The organism is Cyclonatronum sp. (assembly GCF_022565315.1).
Lineage (GTDB): Bacteria > Bacteroidota > Rhodothermia > Balneolales > Cyclonatronaceae > Cyclonatronum.
In genome coordinates this window covers 23,068-40,158 of sequence record NZ_JAIUMX010000013.1, presented here as the reverse complement: position 1 = coordinate 40,158, position 17,091 = coordinate 23,068, and the positions used below count along the sequence as shown (strand labels likewise).

At 54.3% G+C, this 17,091-nt stretch carries 19 protein-coding genes; 7 read left to right on the top strand and 12 right to left on the bottom strand.

All coding sequences use genetic code 11. From position 1 onward, the window contains the following. Positions 1 to 12 precede the first annotated feature (12 nt). From LAT75_RS04200 to LAT75_RS04170, 7 genes are all read right to left on the bottom strand, one after another. Positions 13 to 267 (bottom strand): hypothetical protein, encoded by a 255-nt coding sequence (locus LAT75_RS04200; RefSeq protein ID WP_291481374.1) that lies wholly within the window; start codon positions 265 to 267, stop codon positions 13 to 15. 195 nt (positions 268 to 462) lie between these two features. Next, entirely contained in the window at positions 463 to 1,545 is a 1,083-nt protein-coding gene (locus LAT75_RS04195) for a mannose-1-phosphate guanylyltransferase (RefSeq protein ID WP_291481373.1), read from the bottom strand. 120 nt (positions 1,546 to 1,665) lie between these two features. Beyond that, a complete protein-coding gene (locus LAT75_RS04190) occupies positions 1,666 to 2,703 on the bottom strand; it encodes an ATP-binding protein (protein ID WP_291481372.1) in 1,038 nt (345 codons plus the stop codon). Positions 2,704 to 2,739: 36 nt separating this feature from the next. Further along, positions 2,740 to 3,417 carry a response regulator transcription factor gene (locus tag LAT75_RS04185; RefSeq protein WP_291481371.1) on the bottom strand — a complete coding sequence of 226 codons (678 nt, stop codon included), beginning with the start codon at positions 3,415 to 3,417 and terminating at the stop codon, positions 2,740 to 2,742. A 174-nt stretch (positions 3,418 to 3,591) separates the two neighbouring features. After that, the gene (ruvA, locus tag LAT75_RS04180; protein ID WP_291481370.1) at positions 3,592 to 4,203 is read right to left on the bottom strand and encodes a Holliday junction branch migration protein RuvA; all 612 of its coding nucleotides are present in this window, start codon (positions 4,201 to 4,203) and stop codon (positions 3,592 to 3,594) included. 49 nt (positions 4,204 to 4,252) lie between these two features. Then, the gene (ruvC, locus tag LAT75_RS04175; RefSeq protein WP_291481369.1) at positions 4,253 to 4,828 is read right to left on the bottom strand and encodes a crossover junction endodeoxyribonuclease RuvC; all 576 of its coding nucleotides are present in this window, start codon (positions 4,826 to 4,828) and stop codon (positions 4,253 to 4,255) included. A 107-nt stretch (positions 4,829 to 4,935) separates the two neighbouring features. Continuing rightward, positions 4,936 to 5,796, bottom strand: coding sequence for an enoyl-ACP reductase (locus tag LAT75_RS04170; protein WP_291481368.1), 861 nt, complete (start codon positions 5,794 to 5,796; stop codon positions 4,936 to 4,938). 395 nt (positions 5,797 to 6,191) lie between these two features. Between LAT75_RS04170 and LAT75_RS04165 the strand changes: the two genes are divergently transcribed. The 6 genes from LAT75_RS04165 to rplS all read left to right on the top strand — a co-directional run bounded on the left by LAT75_RS04165 (position 6,192) and on the right by rplS (position 11,296). Then, positions 6,192 to 7,442 (top strand): murein transglycosylase domain-containing protein, encoded by a 1,251-nt coding sequence (locus LAT75_RS04165; protein WP_291481367.1) that lies wholly within the window; start codon positions 6,192 to 6,194, stop codon positions 7,440 to 7,442. A 142-nt stretch (positions 7,443 to 7,584) separates the two neighbouring features. Continuing rightward, complete coding sequence (gene ffh / locus LAT75_RS04160) at positions 7,585 to 8,922, top strand: signal recognition particle protein (RefSeq protein WP_291481366.1); 1,338 nt, start codon at positions 7,585 to 7,587, stop codon at positions 8,920 to 8,922. Positions 8,923 to 9,007: 85 nt separating this feature from the next. Beyond that, positions 9,008 to 9,622 carry a 30S ribosomal protein S16 gene (gene rpsP / locus LAT75_RS15615; protein WP_363320512.1) on the top strand — a complete coding sequence of 205 codons (615 nt, stop codon included), beginning with the start codon at positions 9,008 to 9,010 and terminating at the stop codon, positions 9,620 to 9,622. Between the two features lie 45 nt (positions 9,623 to 9,667). Then, positions 9,668 to 10,195, top strand: coding sequence for a hypothetical protein (locus LAT75_RS04150; protein WP_291481365.1), 528 nt, complete (start codon positions 9,668 to 9,670; stop codon positions 10,193 to 10,195). Positions 10,196 to 10,223: 28 nt separating this feature from the next. Beyond that, the gene (gene trmD, locus LAT75_RS04145; RefSeq protein ID WP_291481364.1) at positions 10,224 to 10,919 is read left to right on the top strand and encodes a tRNA (guanosine(37)-N1)-methyltransferase TrmD; all 696 of its coding nucleotides are present in this window, start codon (positions 10,224 to 10,226) and stop codon (positions 10,917 to 10,919) included. Between the two features lie 26 nt (positions 10,920 to 10,945). Continuing rightward, positions 10,946 to 11,296 carry a 50S ribosomal protein L19 gene (rplS, locus tag LAT75_RS04140; RefSeq protein ID WP_291481363.1) on the top strand — a complete coding sequence of 117 codons (351 nt, stop codon included), beginning with the start codon at positions 10,946 to 10,948 and terminating at the stop codon, positions 11,294 to 11,296. Between the two features lie 145 nt (positions 11,297 to 11,441). Here the strand turns inward: rplS and LAT75_RS04135 are convergent, their stop codons facing one another. Continuing rightward, a complete protein-coding gene (locus LAT75_RS04135) occupies positions 11,442 to 11,771 on the bottom strand; it encodes a hypothetical protein (protein ID WP_291481362.1) in 330 nt (109 codons plus the stop codon). A gap of 117 nt (positions 11,772 to 11,888) precedes the next feature. Next, the gene (locus LAT75_RS04130; RefSeq protein ID WP_291481361.1) at positions 11,889 to 12,986 is read right to left on the bottom strand and encodes an Mrp/NBP35 family ATP-binding protein; all 1,098 of its coding nucleotides are present in this window, start codon (positions 12,984 to 12,986) and stop codon (positions 11,889 to 11,891) included. 81 nt (positions 12,987 to 13,067) lie between these two features. Between LAT75_RS04130 and LAT75_RS04125 the strand changes: the two genes are divergently transcribed. After that, positions 13,068 to 13,907 (top strand): SDR family oxidoreductase, encoded by an 840-nt coding sequence (locus tag LAT75_RS04125; protein WP_291481360.1) that lies wholly within the window; start codon positions 13,068 to 13,070, stop codon positions 13,905 to 13,907. A 36-nt stretch (positions 13,908 to 13,943) separates the two neighbouring features. Here the strand turns inward: LAT75_RS04125 and LAT75_RS04120 are convergent, their stop codons facing one another. Genes LAT75_RS04120 through hemL form a run of 3 tightly spaced genes read right to left on the bottom strand, consistent with a single transcriptional unit; the run spans position 13,944 to position 16,999 of the window. After that, positions 13,944 to 14,387, bottom strand: coding sequence for a hypothetical protein (locus LAT75_RS04120; protein WP_291481359.1), 444 nt, complete (start codon positions 14,385 to 14,387; stop codon positions 13,944 to 13,946). A gap of 27 nt (positions 14,388 to 14,414) precedes the next feature. Beyond that, positions 14,415 to 15,689, bottom strand: a complete 1,275-nt coding sequence (locus LAT75_RS04115; RefSeq protein WP_291481358.1) for an MFS transporter — start codon at positions 15,687 to 15,689, stop codon at positions 14,415 to 14,417. A 2-nt stretch (positions 15,690 to 15,691) separates the two neighbouring features. Further along, positions 15,692 to 16,999, bottom strand: coding sequence for a glutamate-1-semialdehyde 2,1-aminomutase (hemL, locus tag LAT75_RS04110; protein WP_291481357.1), 1,308 nt, complete (start codon positions 16,997 to 16,999; stop codon positions 15,692 to 15,694). Positions 17,000 to 17,091: the final 92 nt, after the last annotated feature.

The window sequence follows — 17,091 nt, the reverse complement described above, 5'->3', positions numbered from 1 at the left end:
TATATTCCCGACTTAGCGGGTGCCTGAAAGCAGGTCTTCCTCTGTAAGCCCCAGGTCTTCCGTTGCTTCGTACAAGTCAGGGAAATTTTTGGTTTTGATGCCTTTCCCGGACTCTTTCACCTTGTTTTTCAGACCATGTGTGCTGTCGGTAATCCATTTTCTGTTATCAGCACCTGAGCGCGGGCTCGAGAGCCATGCGCACAGTACTCCGCCTGCGAAGGCGCTTACCGCGGTTATGAACAGCTGTGAGGTGGAAAATTTCGCCATCGTTCGTTCTCCGTTTTGTATGAGGTTTCTTTTCTGAAATCTGCGCTTTAGCCGCACCGGAAATTCCGGTGCCTGCAAGATGTTCAGCCTTGCAGGCAAAGCTGAACATCTTGTTTATACTATTGTAAGATACAAAGTTCTAATCGAACGTTTAAATAAAACTTAACGGTGTTAACAAGTTTTTGTTGCAGTGCGTCAACGGTATTTCTGAAAGGGATCTTTCTGCAGCCGGGCCACGATTTCGCGCACATCCTGCGATTTCTCAATCCGGCATACCATGAGTGCGTCGTCGGTTTCCACAACGCCTATGCCCTCCAGGCCAACGAGTGCAATCAGGCGGCCGCTGCGGCTGTACGCGTAGCTGTTGCTGCAGCCGGTCATGAGCAGGTTTTCAGCATCAGCCACATTGCCCTGCTCGTCTTTATCCTCAAGTTCGTAGATGGCCTGCCAGCTGCCCACATCATTCCAGCCGAATTCGCCGGGCAGCACATATACCGTGGCGGCTTTTTCCATGATGCCGTAATCCACCGAAACCGAAGGCGCAGCCTCATAAAAGGCTTCCACCGCGGGAACTGACATCCCGCCGGCAAGCTTACCCTTCAGCCTTACGGCAAGCTCGTGCAGTTCGGGCAGGTGATTTTCAAACTCATCCATAATTACATCAGAGCGCCACACAAACATGCCGCTGTTCCACAGAAAATCTCCGGATTCCAGAAATGAAAGGGCGGTTTTCAGATCGGGCTTTTCGGCAAATCGCTTTACCTGATGCACCGGGTTGCCTTCAAGTATATCGCTGCTTTCCTGCTCGGTCTGTATGTACCCAAATCCCGTTTCCGGGCGGTACGGACGGATGCCGATGGTTACGAGATGGGCCCCGGCCTCAGCCTTCAGAAAGGCGGATTCCAGTATGGCGGCAAAGGTGGCCTCATCACGGATGTAGTGATCAGACGGCAGTACAGCCATCGCAGCACCGGGGGTACGGGCCTCAATAATGGCAGCAGCCGCTGCAGCAACGGGCGCGGTGTTGCGGCCCACCGGCTCACCGATGATGTTTTCAGCCGGCACATCGGGCAACTGCTCCTGAACCAGCCCCACATAGCTTTTATTGGTGATGATGAGCGTGCGCTCCGGCGGAACCATCCCGCTGATGCGGGCTACGGTTTGCTGAAGCATGGTTTTTTTGCCTACCAGCTGGAGAAATTGCTTGGGCTTTGCTACCCTGCTCTTTGGCCAGAAACGGGTGCCGCTGCCCCCTGCCATGATTACTGCGTATCGCATTGGTATTTGAATTAGAATATTCGGGTTCGGGGTTGGAGTTCGCTGCAGGCCTGCTCACACCTTGTTTCGCCTGCTGCTCTTTTTTCAATTTACTGATTTGAGCCGCGAAGCTGAAATATACTATGCCTTTTTGAGACAAAAACTGAAAACCGAACCTTCTCCCGGTACGCTTTGGGCCTTCAGGCTGCTGCCGTGCGATTCCAGAATGTGTTTCACGATGGCCAGCCCGAGGCCCGTGCCCCCTTTTCCTCTTGATCGTGATTTATCTACCCGGTAGAACCGCTCCGTTACCCGGCTCAGGTGCTCGGGCGCGATGCCGATACCGGTGTCCTCAACCAGGATCTGCACTTTTTTGTCATTTTCAGGGGAAGACTGCACCCTGAGCGTCACCCTGCCGCCGGGCCGGTTGTATTTGATGGCGTTTTCAACCAGATTCACCATCACCTGCCGCAGCTGATTCCGGTCGCCCATCACCCTGCAATCCTGTTCATCGGCTTGTACCGTAAAGGTGAGATCCTCTTCCGTTGCGCGGTACTGCAGCGTATCCTGCACTTCCTGCACACAGTCGGCAATGTAAAACGGCTTGATGTGCGATTTCAGCTCGCCGGTCTCGAGCTTGGCAATTTCCATCAGGTCGTTGGTCAGAATCGTAAGCCGGGTTACGTTTTTCATGGCCTTTTCCAGAAAAACGCGGTTCACGTTCTCGTCTTCCAGCGCTCCGTCGAGCAGGGTTTCCACAAAGCCCTGAATGGCAAAAATGGGCGTTTTGAGCTCGTGAGAGATATCCCCGATAAATTCCTTTCGGTAGTTTTCAAGCCGCATCAGCCGGTAAAATTCCTGTTCAATGGTTTCGGCTGCCTTTGCCACTTCATTCAGCATCTCATCAATTTCGTCCGTGCCTTTGCTCTGCAGCTCGGGAAGATCGTCGAACTGCTTTTCGGTAATGGCCCTCATCAGTTTGCGCAGCGCCTCAAAGCGGGCTTCAATCATCCAGCGGATGCTCAGCCACACGGCCCCGAAAGCCGCTGCACCGGCAAAAAGTGCAATCCCGGCGGCCTGCAGCTGCCCGATACCAGCCAGCCCCGCAAGGGCCGCGAATACCGCAAACAGCACCGTTGCAAACGTGATGCCGCCCGCCTTAAGTCCGATGCCGGCCATCTGAGCGCAGGTTTTGGTTCATCCTTCCGAAATGTTTCATTGCCGGAACCGGTACCCCACCCCTTTTACCGTCTCGATATATTCTTCCCCGATTTTCTCCCTTATTTTGCGGATATGCACATCCACGGTACGGTCAATCACATAAATGTTGTTGCCCCACACTTCATTCAGCAGGGTCTGCCGGTCCAGCACCTTGCCCTTGCGGCTTGCCAGGTAGTAAAGCAGCTCAAATTCTTTTTTGGGCAGCTGATGCTCGGTTTCACCTATGGTTACCACGTAGCGGTCGCGGTCGATCATCAGCTCGTGCACGTGCAGCACGGCATCGGGCTTATCCGCATTGCGGTAACGGCGCAGCACGGCCTTGATCCGGCTCTTGAGCTTGCTCGTGCTGATAGGCTTGGGCAGGTAATCGTCCGCGCCCAGATCCAAACCCTGAACTTCAATTTTCTCATCCATCTTGGCCGTCAGAAACACGATGGGGATGTGCTTCAGCTCGGTATCCTGTTTAATAAGCCGGCAAACCTCAATACCGCTCATGCCCGGCATCATAATATCGAGCAGAATGAGGTCGGGCCTGTTTTCTTTTGCCATTTTAATCCCCTGCTCCCCGCTGTCGGTCGCGAGCACGTCGTAGCCTTCCTTGCGCAGGCTGTAGCCTATAAATTCCAGCAGGTCCTCTTCGTCGTCAACTACCAGTATTACTTGCTTGGGCACTTTTCTCCGGGTTTGTTTTCAGGATGATGTACACATAAAACTAATGTTAACCATCCTGGCGCGAAACCCAAACCGGCTGGCTGTTATGAAATTGTTACCGCTCATACCGCGCTTTTCATTGTTTTTATCGGGGGATGGCTCCCTGCCCTCATGAAATTCAGGGCCGTTCCGGCCTCAGCTGAGCTGCCGCAGCGCTCCTTTAATGAGCGCCTGGACATCAGGCCGGCCGCCTTCTGCGGCGTTGAGCACCGCCTGCAGCGCTTTCTCGGCGGAGGCCCGCCGGTAGCCAAGCGCCTCGAGTGCCGAGAGCGCCTCGGCTGCGGCCCTGCCAGCTCCCCCGCTGCTGCCCGTTTCAGCTGAAGCGCCGGCCGTCTGCCCGCTCAGCTCCGTCATCTTATCAGACAGCTCGAGCACGATGCGCTCAGCCGTTTTCCGCCCGATGCCCGGCGCGGTTGAGAGCGCACCCACATCCTGCGTAGTGATGCTGCGCACCAGCTGCGGCCCGTCGAGCGCCGAAAGCACGCCGAGAGCGACTTTAGGCCCGACGCCCTTCACCGTAATCAGCTTTTCGAACAGCTGCTTCTCGACCGTTGTCGCAAAACCAAACAGGCGCTCATCGGCTTCGGTGCGGTGATGGAAAATATCCAGGCGAACCGCCGTGCCGGTGTCGGGCAGCGCGGCCAGGGTTTGTGCGCTCACGCCGGCGATGTAGCCCACCCCGCCAGCTTCAATAATAACGTGACCGGCACCTTTCTCCGCAAGCGTGCCGCGCAGGTAAGCAATCATGGGTTTAAATTAGGATGAAGGATTACGTATTCCATCAGAAAGTACAGCCTCAGGAGCGGATGATGCGGTCGGGGTTGCCGCTCAGGAAATCGCCCCAGGCCGAGTGCCCCCTCCCCTGACGCTTCAGCGGGTGGCCGTCGCCGGGCATGTCTTTGCGCATGGCGTGGCACCAGGCTACGGCGAGCGCATCGGTGGCATCAGCGGGGTAGGCTTCTTCACCCAGGTTGAGCAGCTTGGCCAGCATGTAGGCAACCTGCTCTTTGGCGGCATTGCCGTTTCCGGTGATGGATTTTTTCACGGCCTTGGGGTAGTACTCGGCAACTTCAAGCCCGCCCGCGCTCAGGGCCAGAATACAGGCTGCCTGCGCCCGCCCCAATTTGAGCATGGCCAGCGGATCTTTGCCGTACACCGGCGTTTCGATAGCGCAGAAATGGGGTTTGTACTGCTGCATCAGGCCCTGAATTTCTTCAAAAATAAACTGCAGGCGGCGGGCATGCTCCTCGAACTGCTCGGCGCGCAGCACGCCCAAAGCAAGGGCTTCAAAGCGGGTACCGCTTCGGCTGAGCACCGCATAACCCGTTCTGCGCGAGCCGGGATCTATGCCTAAAAAGATTTCTGCTTCCATGCCGGTATCAAAAAAAGAGCGGGTTCAGGGCAGGGTACACATCACCCTGCCCCCCCGAAATTAAAAATGCAGCAGCCCAAGCGGGTGCTGCTTTAGGGCGCTGCGGCTCAGGCGTTATCGCCGGCGTTTTCCGCATCGCGGCGGGCATGCATTTCGAACAGATCGTTCATCAGCTCCTCGCTGATGCCGTTGGTCACGAAACCGCCGTCGTGGAACAGGTTCTGCATGGTCACCTTGCGGGTGAGGTCGCTGAAGAGGGTTACGCAGTAATCCGCGCAGTCGTCAGCGGTGGGGTTCCCCAGCGGCGACATCTTCTCGGCAAAGGTGTACATGCCGTCGAAACCCTTAATGCCGGAGCCGGCCGAAGTAATCGTGGGCGCCTGCGATACCGTGTTCACCCGAATGCCGCGGCTGCCGAGGCGCGAACCGTAGTTACGGGCGATGCTTTCGAGCAGGGCCTTGGCGTCGTTCATGTCCGAGTATTTCGAGAAAATCCGCTGTGCCCCGATGTAGGAAAGCGCCACAACGCTCGCGCCGTCGTTCAGGATGCCCGCTTTATCGGCAAAGTGAATCACCTTATGCAGCGAGATGGCCGAAATATCGAGCGACTGCTGGAACCAGTTGTAGTTCAGGTCGTCGTAGGGCTTGCTTTTCCGCACATTGGGCGACATACCGATGGCGTGCAAAATAAAATCGACGCTGCCGAGGGCTTCCTTCACTTTTTCCATCATGGCCGCAACGTCGTCTTCTTTGGAAACATCGCAGGGGAAAATCGGCGCGCCGGTTTCCTCACTCAGCGCGTTGAGCGCACCCAGCCGCAGGGCAACAGGCGCGTTGGAAAGCACAAAAGAAGCTCCTTCCCGTTTGCAGGCAAGGGCTACCCGCCATGCGATGCTGCGCTCATCAAGTGCGCCAAAAATAATTCCCTTCTTGCCTTTAAGCAGGCCATATCCTTCTGTGTAATTCATGTTCTGTATTTTTTGGTTGTAGGGTGATGTGTTTCCGGCCTGAACCCGCCTGTAGTGGCGGTACAGCTTTTATTTGAACGTTTTGAACCGGTTCGGCCGGCCCTGAGAAGCGGAAAACACACCTGAAATTGAGTTGATAATTTCTTACTGCAAAGATTTTGCTTCCCGAGCTTTTTTTGCCGGCTTGAGGAAGTCGTACCGAATATACACATTTAATACTGCAACCATAAACAGCAGCTTGCAGGCTGTGCTCTGCCCCATCCGAATCCCCCCCCGCCGGACAGCCGGAGCCGGCTCTTTTTGTAAAACCAAGCTCGGGAAATACAAGATTTAAGATTATTTTCGGTTCAGGGAAGCATCATCCTTCATCCCTTATTCCCAAACATCTGAATTTTATGAAAAATATGACCCACCATATCCGGATTTTGCTGCTTGCCGGGCTGTTTTTCAGCCTCTCTGCGATAGGCACGCTCCGGGCACAAACCTTTGAGGAATTTGAACGTGCGCAGCAGCAGGCCCTCCGCACCTTTGAAGCCGCGCAAAGCGAAGGTGTATTCGCACAAATTGAAGCATGGGAAGCTTTTCGTGAAGCCGAGCGGCAGCGCTTCGAGGCTTTCCGGCAGGCCATGACCGCACGCTGGGGCAGCTTCCGTGAGCGCTCCCAAAAAAGCTGGGTGGAGTACACCGACGGTGGCGACGCCCGCTGGGAAGTCGATTTCGAAAGCGGCGAAGCAACCATTGAGGTGGCGCAGCGGGAAGGCGAAACGCAGCAGGAGATGCAGCAGCGGCTGGCCTCGGCCCTGCGTGAACTCAGCCTCAGCCCCGCAACCCAAACCGGCCTGCCGGGCGACAGCAGCCGGGTGCTTGCCGTGCCCGTTCTCGAAGGTCAGCTTGAAAACATCGGTGCGGAGAGCAGCGATGCTGCCCTAAACGCGCTTGCAGCCGGCGCTGAGCTCATAGCCGTTACGCCGGCTGCTGAGCCCGCTCCGCCGGCAGAGCCCCCTGCCCGGCCTGATGCTCAGAGCCGCCCCCTTCCTGAACCCGCCGCAACCGTGCTGCGCCTGAACCTGAGCCTCGCCCCCGACCACCTGCAGGTACGCGCATCGCGTTTCCGCAATGAGCTGCTGCACGCCGCTCAGGAATGGAACCACGACCCGGCCCTGCTGCTCGCGGTGGTGCACACCGAATCTTACTTCAACCCGACCGCCCGCTCACACGCCAACGCGCTGGGCCTGATGCAGGTAGTGCCGGCCTCCGCGGGTCGCGACGTGTACCGGCAGCTCAACGGGCAGGACGGCATCCCGGGGCCGGATTTGCTGTTCGATCCGGCTGTGAACATGATTTACGGTGCCGTGTATCTCGATATCCTGCGCAGCCGCTACATCCGCGGGCTGCAGTCGGCTGTGGTGCACGAATATTTCATTATTGCAGCGTACAATACCGGCGCCGGAAATGTAGCCCGCGCCTACACGGGCAACACCAATATCCGCCGCGCTGCCGAACGCGCCAATGAAATGAGCGAGGCAGAAAACCTGGAGTTCCTCATCCAAAACCTGCCCTATCAGGAAACAAGGCACTATTTACAGAAAGTGCTCGAAAGAAGGGCACAGTACACCGCATGGCTGCAGGCTGCCGGGCAGAATTAAAACATCCTGCTTCAAATAACTTAGGCAGCTCAGAAACGGTTGGGCTGAAAACTCTTACTTTCCTTATTGAGTTAGAAGGGAATAATCTGTATTTTTCGCAACTTTGCAGTAATCGAAGCAAACCAGCAAATACACTCCCGTCATGTTTGATGATCTTTCGTCCAAATTACAGTCCACATTCAAAACCCTCAGCGGTCAGTCCAAAATTACGGAGCTGAACATTGCAGAGGCTGTGCGAGAAATCCGCAGAGCCCTGCTTGATGCGGACGTAAACTACGAAGTAGCGCGGGAATTTACCAAAAAAGTGAAAGATCAGGCTCTTGAGCAGGATGTACTCACAAGTGTATCACCCGGTCAGCTCTTTACCAAGATTGTTTATGATGAGCTTACACAGGTACTCGGAGGTAAACAAGAAGAGATCCGGTTTGCAACTACCCCGCCTACCGTTATCCTGATTGCCGGGCTGCAGGGCTCCGGCAAAACGACATTTACCGGCAAGCTGGCCAAATATCTGAAAAGCAAGGGCCGTAACCCCCTGCTTGCTGCCGCCGACGTGTACCGCCCGGCTGCGGTTGAACAGCTTAAGACCCTGGCTGAACAGATTAAAGTACCTGTTTATTCGATTGAAGAAAAAGATGCTGTACGTACGGCAAGAGAAGCCCTTCAGTTTGCCCGCAGCAATGCACATGATGTGCTGATTATTGATACAGCAGGCCGCCTGCATGTTGACGAGAAAATGATGGCGGAAGTCTCCGAAATCAAAAAAGCGGTACAACCTAACGAAATCCTGTTTGTAGTTGACTCAATGACGGGTCAGGATGCCGTTAACACCGCCCGAGAATTCGATAAAACAATTGATTTCGACGGGGTCGTACTTACCAAACTTGACGGGGATACCCGCGGCGGTGCCGCACTTTCCATCCGCAATGTGGTTGAAAAACCCATCAAGTTTATCAGCATGGGTGAGAAGCTTGATTCGCTCACCCCTTTTTTCCCGGACCGGATGGCACAACGCATTCTGGGCATGGGCGATGTTATTTCCCTTGTGGAAAAAGCACAGCAGGAATTTGACGAAAAAGAAGCCAAACAGCTTCAGCAGCGCATCACTTCTGATAAGTTTGATCTGGAAGATTTTCACAAACAGATCAATCAGATTAAAAAGATGGGCTCTCTCAAAGATCTGGCGGGCATGATTCCCGGCGTGAGCCAAAAACTAAAAGACACCGAAATTGACGACAATGCCCTCGACCCGATCGAGGCCATCATTAACTCAATGACCCCGGATGAACGGCGAAATCCGCATATTCTGAATGCAAGCCGTAAAAGACGCATCGCATCCGGCTCAGGCACATCTGTACGTGCCGTAAATGACCTGCTCAAGCAGTTCAGCCAAATGAAGAAAATGATGAAAACGATGACTAAAATGAGCAAAATGGGCCGTGCTATGCAGGGTCTCAAAAATCTCACAGGCCGGCCGTAAGTTACGGGCAGGCTGCATTTTTCGTTTTCAGCAATACGATTTTCACACACATAAAACGCAATACACGTATTAAAGGAGAATAATTTTGGTACGAATCAGATTACAACGCCACGGACGCAAAAAAGCGCCTTACTATCATATCGTGGCAGCCGACAGCCGTAAAAAGCGCGACGGCCGTATTATTGAAAGCCTTGGCCGCTACAACCCCGTTTCAACACCGGCTATGGTAGCCGTTGATACCGAGCGGATCATTTACTGGCTAAAAACCGGTGCTCAGCCTTCCGAGACAGTTGAACGCCTGCTCAGAAACGAAGGTATTTACTATCGCCTCCACCTCGAGCGCTGGAAAAAATCCCCCGAGGAAATTGAAGCCGCACTAAGCAGCTGGAAGCAGGAAAAAGCCGACAAAACCGGTCAGCCCCTCACTTCTAAAGAAGCTAAAAAAGCTGCTGTTAAAGCAGAAGAAGAAGCTTTCCAGGCCGAGCAGAAAAAACGCGCCGAAGAAGCAGCCAAAAAAGCTGAAGAAGCACGCATCGCTAAAGAAAAAGCAGCAGCTGAAGCCAAAGCAGCAGCAGAGGCAGAAGCCGCTGAAGCTGAAGCCAAAGCCGAAGCCGAAGCCCCGGCAGATGCAGAAGCTGAGGCAGAAGCCCCTTCTGAAGAAACAGGCGAAAGCGCTGCTGAAGAAACCAAAAGCGAATAAGCGCTTTCGGTCTGATTCCCTGCCTTTTTCAAACACAGGTTTCCCATGTACCCGATTGGCTTCATAAAAAAAGCTCATGGCATTAAAGGAGAAATCGTGTTCGTACACGAGGAAGGCGCTCCCCCTGAAGTAAACGATCTGCTTTATGTTAAAAGCAGCCGGGGAGATTATGAACCGATTCGCATTGAAGCAATCCGCCCGAACGGTAAGGCCGGCTCGGGTTTGTTCTTTGTTTTATTTTCAGGTATCAGCAACCGTTCGGAAGCCGAAACTCTGCAGGATCTCGTGCTCTTTTCTCCAACTGAGCCCCTGCAGCGTACTGATCAAAATGAAGAGGATGAATCCGCCCTTATCTTCGGCTGTGAAGGCTATCAGCTCGAAGACGAGGCTTCCGGTATAAGCGGGTACATCACAGGTGTGATGGATAACCCTGCACATCCTATTTTTGAGGTTCAGCTTAGGGCACAGCTGCTGCTCGTTCCGGCAGTTGAAGCTTACATTGCTGAAATAGACCACGACGCTCAGGTAGTGTATGCACAGGGCCTCGATGCTTTTTTCGGCCTTGAAGATTAACCAACAGCTGCCCGCTCATTAACTTTCTATGCTCCGAATTGATCTGCTTTCTGTTGTGCCCGAGATGCTGCACAGCCCGCTTGACCACAGCATTATCCGTAATGCGCGCGACAAGCAGCTGGCCGAAATCGAAGTACACAACATACGTGATTACTCCACGCATAAACACCGAAAAGTTGATGACTACCCTTTTGGGGGAGGCGCCGGCATGGTGCTTACAGCACAGCCGGTTTTCGACTGTACCGAAGCCCTCAAAGCTGTGCGTTCGTACGATGAAATCATTTTCATGACACCCGATGCGCCGGTTTTCACACAGCAGGATGCCAACCGCTTATCGCTGTGCAGCAACCTTATCATTTTGTGCGGCCACTACAAAGGGATAGATCAGCGCATCCGGGATGAAATCATCACCAAAGAATACAGCATTGGTGATTTTGTTCTCTCTGGTGGCGAACTGCCCGCGCTGGTCGTAACCGACGCTATTGTAAGGCTGCTCCCGGGTGTACTGGGTGATGCAGAAAGTGCCCTTACCGATTCCTTTATGGACGGGCTGCTCGATGCGCCGCATTACACGCGTCCCGCTGAATTCCGCGGAATACCGATACCTGAAGTCCTTCGCTCGGGCGACCACAAACGCGTTCAGCAGTGGCGTCAGCAGCAGATGGAGGATAAAACAAAGCGCCTCAGACCGGATCTTTACAATCAATTTCTGAATAATCAATAAAAGCACATTTCTAATCAGGCAAAACAATGGAAAAGCTCAAATTAATTGAACAAACACAAGTGGGCGAAGTGGTTGACTTCAAGCCCGGCGACACGATCAACATCCATTATCGTGTGCGTGAAGGTGAAAAAGAGCGTATTCAGCAGTATGAGGGTGTTGTTATCAGCATGCGCGGCTCCACTGCCAACAAGACCTTTACTGTACGCAAAATTTCTAATAACGTAGGGGTAGAGCGTATCTTCCCCATGTACTCACCCTTCATTTCCAAAATTGAAGTGAAAAAACGCGGTAAAGTACGTCGTGCAAAACTCTTCTACCTGCGTGCTCTTCGCGGCAAAGCAGCCCGCATCAAGGAAAGAGGCCGCTTTACCCGCTAAGCCCGTTTCGTGCTGCTTTAAGCGACGGCAGAGCCCCCGCCTTAAGCATAGCGTTTTATGTGTTCGGCCACCCTCTAACGGGGGTGGCCTTTTCTTGTTTAGCTTAAAGCTTTGTTGAGATGCCGCATTTATTTATGCAAACGTCTCAGTTGTGCAGCAGCCAACGGCCTGTTCGGGATAGCCTCATATAATACCGGAATCCGGAAATGAGACACACCAGACCTACCAGGGCCCAAAGCACTACAGCTGTAAGTGCTCCGCTGCGTTCTGTTTCCAGATACTCAAAAACCCGGAATACGCTGTTCAGCAAAAAAATACTGCTTACAAGCACTGAAATAAGCAGCATAAACCAGCTGCGGTTTCTGATTCGTTTGGCTGCGGCTGCGTTATCACCCTGTTTTACATCCTCATAGTCGGCTGCCGTAACAAACGGGCGTGCATAGTACAACGCCTTTTTAGCTTCTTCGGTGAGCATAGGTATATAAATAAAAAGGGGTCGCGGCTCAGCACTCTAAACCCGTACCGCCACGACCCCAATTGTGTAATGGAGTTCTGTTATTTTCTGCCTGACCGCCTTTACAGGCTGTACGCCTTATTTGAACTTTATTTCAATGCGCTCAGTCGGGTCCTGCTCCGCATTGCGGATGGAAATCTGCTGTGCACTTCGTTTGGCAATTTCCTTAAACGACAAAGCTGCCGGACTCAGGTCGTGCTGCGCAACAGCAGGTACACCTTCATCGGCGCCTTCCCGGACAGACTGTTCGAGGGGTACCTCTCCTAAAAATGGTACCTGTAAACGGGCAGCAAGATTCCGGGCTCCGTCTTTACCAAAGATGTGGTACTTCTTATCCGGCATATCCGGCGGGGTGAAGTAGGCCATATTCTCGATAATACCGAGCACCGGCACGTTCACTTTCTGGAACATCGCCACTCCCTTGCGGGCATCGTCAAGCGCAACATCCTGTGGGGTTGATACAATGATGGCGCCCGTTAGCGGCACGGTCTGCACAATGGTGAGCTGAATGTCGCCGGTTCCCGGAGGCAGATCCATAATCAGGTAATCGAGCTCGCCCCACTCTGCTTCGCTCAGAAACTGCTTCACCGCGCTTGAAACCATCGGTCCGCGCCAAACCACCGCCTGATCCTGATCTACAAGCAAACCCATGGAAAGCAGCTTCACACCGAATTTCTCCAGGGGGATGAGCTTCCGGCGCGTATTGATGTTCGGCCGCTCCCGCACATTAAACATAGTCGGGATGCTCGGTCCGTAAATATCAGTATCCACAAGCCCGACCTTGGCGCCTGTCTGTGCCAGCGCTACTGCAAGATTCACGGAAACAGTTGATTTCCCCACGCCGCCTTTTCCGGAGGCTACTGCAATAATGTTCTTAACCCCCGAAAGCGTATCGGTCTGCGTTTCCTCTATTTTCTTGTTCTGCTGCACTTTTGAACTCATGTTCGGTACAACTTCGGCTTCAGCATCCACAAGATGCTTCACCGCATTTACACACGCACGCTGAATTTCTTCTTTCATCGGGCAGGCAGGCGTGGTGAGGTTTACTGTAAAACTCACCTTTTTGCCTTCAATCTGCACATCTTCGACCATATTGAGGGTCACAATGTCCTGACCCAAATCGGGGTCAATTACATTGCTGAGAGCTTCTATAACTTTTTCCTGCGTAATTGACATAGTAAATAAATTCCGGATTTATCTTGGCTGATAGTATCTTGGCAATCTAACAAACTATTATGAAATATCGTTGAAAGATTTATGCACCAACCTCCCGTAAAAACAATTTCTGTGCTCGGCTGCGGCTGGTACGGCCTCCCTTTGGGAGCCCGGCTTGTTCAGGCCGGTTTTCAGGTTAACGGCTCCACTACTTCAGAAGAGAAACGCCCGCTGCTGCGCGAGCACCACATCAGCGACTATGTGCTTCAGTTTACGCCCGGCCTCAAAGCACCGCAAAGCCTGCACTCCTTTTTTGATGCCGATGTGCTGGTGCTCAACATCCCGCCCGGCCGGAAGAAAGAAAACCTGCGGTCGTGGTACCGCCTGCTGATCGACAACCTGATGCCTCACCTGCTGTCATCGCCTGTGAGCCTGGTTGTGTTTATCAGCTCCACGTCGGTTTACGCCGACCTGAACCGGGTAGTACAGGAAGAAGACGCCGGGCAGGGCAACATCACCAATTCCGGGCTTGCCATGCTTGAGGCCGAGCAGGCGCTGATGTCCCGAAGCGAATTCGGCACCTGCGTGCTTCGTTTTGCCGGACTCTACGGCAACGGGCGGCATCCCGCCAGGTACCTCGCGGGACGGCAGGGCCTCGACAAGCCCGAAGCTCCCGTAAACCTGGTCCACCTCGAAGACTGCATCCGGGTTACTGAGCGCGTTATCAGAAAGCAAATCATGGGTGAAATTTACAACGTGTGCTGCGACGGACACCCCAACCGGGAAACCTACTACACCGAGTGCGCCCGGCGCATGAATCTGCCGCTGCCTGCCTTTACGGCCACTGCCCCGGATGAAAACTGGAAGCAGGTAAGCAGCCGCAAACTGCGCGAAGAGCTCGGCTACGAGTTCAAATATAAATCGCCCTACGACGGCTATTGAGGGTCTTTTTTCGGGTGATGGGTTCACGGCCTGAAATCACATCACCCAGATTATAAGCGCGTACCGGCCGATCCGGAGGCTGAAAACGAGCAGCAGAAACGGAAGCAGCGGCAGCCGGAAGAGACCGCCAACGATGGTGAGCGGGTCACCGATGAGCGGCGCCCAGGAAAACAGCATGCTCCACATGCCGTACTTTTTGGTGTAGATAAGGGCGATGCGTCCGTACCGGCTCTGCCGCAGTTTTTGCCGGGCCGGTTTATAAAAAAGATAGCCAATGCCGTAGTTGAACATGCAGGCCAGGCAGTTACCCAGCGAGGCCCAGAGGAGGATGGCGGCCGGATCGAGCCCGGCCAGCATGGCAGCAACAACCGCAGCTTCTGAACTAAACGGGAGGATGGTCGCCGCGGCAAAAGCCGTTACAAACAATCCCAAATACGGCCATGCGGGAAAGCTGCTGAGCAGGGGCAGGAGGCTCATCATCCTAAAAAAAATACCTCATCACCGGCCTTACCCGGTCGGGACTTCAGCCGCAGACCCGCGCCCGGCCACGATGCGGGCGCCAATCCAGATGGTGATGGCGATAACGGCGCCGGTTACAAAGAACGGAATGAAGGGCGAAATGCCAAACAGAAAACCGCCCCAGGTCGGGCCGATGGTGCGACCAAGACCCGAAAGCCCCTGTGCGGTGCCCATAACCGTGCCGACCTGCGCAGGATCGGCTTCTTTGGAGATGAGGCTGTTCATGGTAGGCAGGTTGAGGCTGTGCCCCACCGCCATCAGGCCGAGGAACATGGTGAGCATCCACACCTCTGTTGAAAGGCCGATCAGCGCCATGCCGATGGCCATGAGAATGTTGCCGGTGAGGAAGATTTTTTCCTCAGAAAACATGCGCGTAAGCGGCCGAATCAGCCCGCCCTGAATGATGACCGCGATAATGCCGATATAGAAAAACTGCAGGCTCACCTGCTGCGCATCCATCCCCAGTATGGCTTCGCTGAAAAGCGGGAAGGCGCTGTAGAGGTTCGACTGACCAAAGGACAGGATGAAGGCGGCGAACACCAGCATCCCGAAAAAGGCCGAGCCTTTGGCTTTGTTGTCGCTGAGCCGCTCCCAGAAGGTTTTGGTGAAAACGCCCCCGATTTTGAACTTCGGCAGGCTTTTGGCCCGCTCTTTATCAACGGTTTCTTCCAGGCGGAAAAATACCCAGAGAAAGCTGCAAAACGACAGGAATGCCGCAAAGAAACCGGGCAGAGCGTATTTGTTGGCTTCCAGCCAGGCCGCGAAATCGGCATAGCCGAGGTTGGCAAAAAAGCCGGCAAAGGACGGATTGATGAGTGCAGCAGCCAGTACCGGCCCAAGCACGAAGCCGATGCCAAAGGCGGCGCCGATCAGGCCCATGCCGCGGGCACGCTCCTCGGTGGTGGTAACATCGGCGATGTAGGCCTGCGCGGTGGAAATGCTGCCGCCCATTACCCCGGCAAGCAGCCGCGAGAACAACAGGACGCCAAGCGAGCCCGCCAGCCCGAAGATGATGTAGGCCACCATCGAGCCCAGGGTGCTGATGAGCATGATGGGGCGGCGCCCGATGCGGTCTGAGAGGCTCCCCCAAATCGGGGAAAAAATGAGCTGCGCGAAGGAAAAAATGCTGTAAAGCAAACCAATGGTGATGGCCGTGGCCCCGAACTCAGAGCCGTAAAACGGCAGCAGCGGAAGCACAATGCCAAAACCGATCAGGTCAATCAATACAACAAAGAAGACCGTAAAGAGGCGCCCTTTTTTCAAACTCAGCCTTTTTGTTGTGCAAGATGTGCGATTTCTTCAGCCGTTTCGTCGGCGGCATTCACGGTATGGTCGAGCTGTTCCTGCGTGATGGCATTGGAGAGGAACAGGCTTTCGAAAGCCGAGGGCGGAAGGTACACGCCCCGTTTCAGCATACCGTGGAAGAAGCGCCCGAAAAGCTCAGCATCGGTTTTGGAGCAGCTTGCGAAATCGGTCACTTCATCTTCACAAAAGAAAATACCGAGCATAGATCCGACCCGGTTGAAAGTATGCGTAATCTCATGATGCTTGAATACCCGGTGCAGCCATTCTTCGAGATGCGCGGTTTTGTGCTCAAGGTCTTCATAGATGCCCGGGTTGTTGTGCAGCTCGGTGAGCAGGGCGAGCCCCGCACTCATGGCAAGCGGGTTGCCTGAAAGCGTACCCGCCTGATAAACGGGCCCGACCGGCGAAACGACCTTCATGATTTCTTCCCGGCCGCCGTAGGCGCCTACCGGAAGGCCGGCTCCGATGATCTTGCCGAAGGTGACCAGATCGGCCTGTACGCCGTAGAGCTGCTGTGCCCCGCCGGGTGCTACGCGGAACCCGCACATCACCTCGTCGAAAATCAGGACGGCACCTTCTGCGGTGCATACATCGCGCAGGCCCTGCAGGAAGCCCTCAGCCGGGGGCACGCAGCCCATGTTGCCGGCAATGGGTTCGATAATGAGGGCGGCAATTTCGCCCTTGTTTTCGGCAAAGAGGCGCTTCACATCTTCCAGGTCGTTGAAGTTCGCCGTGAGCGTATCCTGCGCGGTGCCTTTGGTTACACCGGGGCTGCTCGGGGTGCCGAAGGTCATTGCGCCGCTGCCTGCTTTGATGAGGAAAGAATCGCCGTGCCCGTGATAGTTGCCTTCAAACTTGATGATTTTATCGCGGCCGGTAAAGCCCCGTGCCACGCGAATCGCGCTCATGCAGGCTTCTGTACCGGAGTTTACCATACGGATTTTGTCGAGGCCCGGCACCATCTGCTGAATGAGCTCGGCGAGCTGAATTTCGAGTTCGGTCGGGGCCCCGAAGGAGGTGGAGCGCTCAGCTGCTTTTTGCACGGCTTCCACAACCGGCGGCCATGCATGGCCCAGAATCATCGGGCCCCAAGAGCCTACATAATCGATGTAGGTGTTGCCGTCTGCATCGTACAGCACAGAACCTTTGGCTTTTTCAAAAAAAACGGGCGTTCCGCCCACTGCTTTAAAGGCCCGGACAGGGCTGTTAACGCCGCCGGGAATAAACTGCTGTGCCCGTTCGTACAGGGCTTTACTTTTTTCGTACATAGAAATGGTTGTTCTGATTTTAAAAAGTCAAAAAGACAAAGTGATTTACCTTCCGAAAATCCTTAAAGAGGATACATGAGGAAAAGCCATTG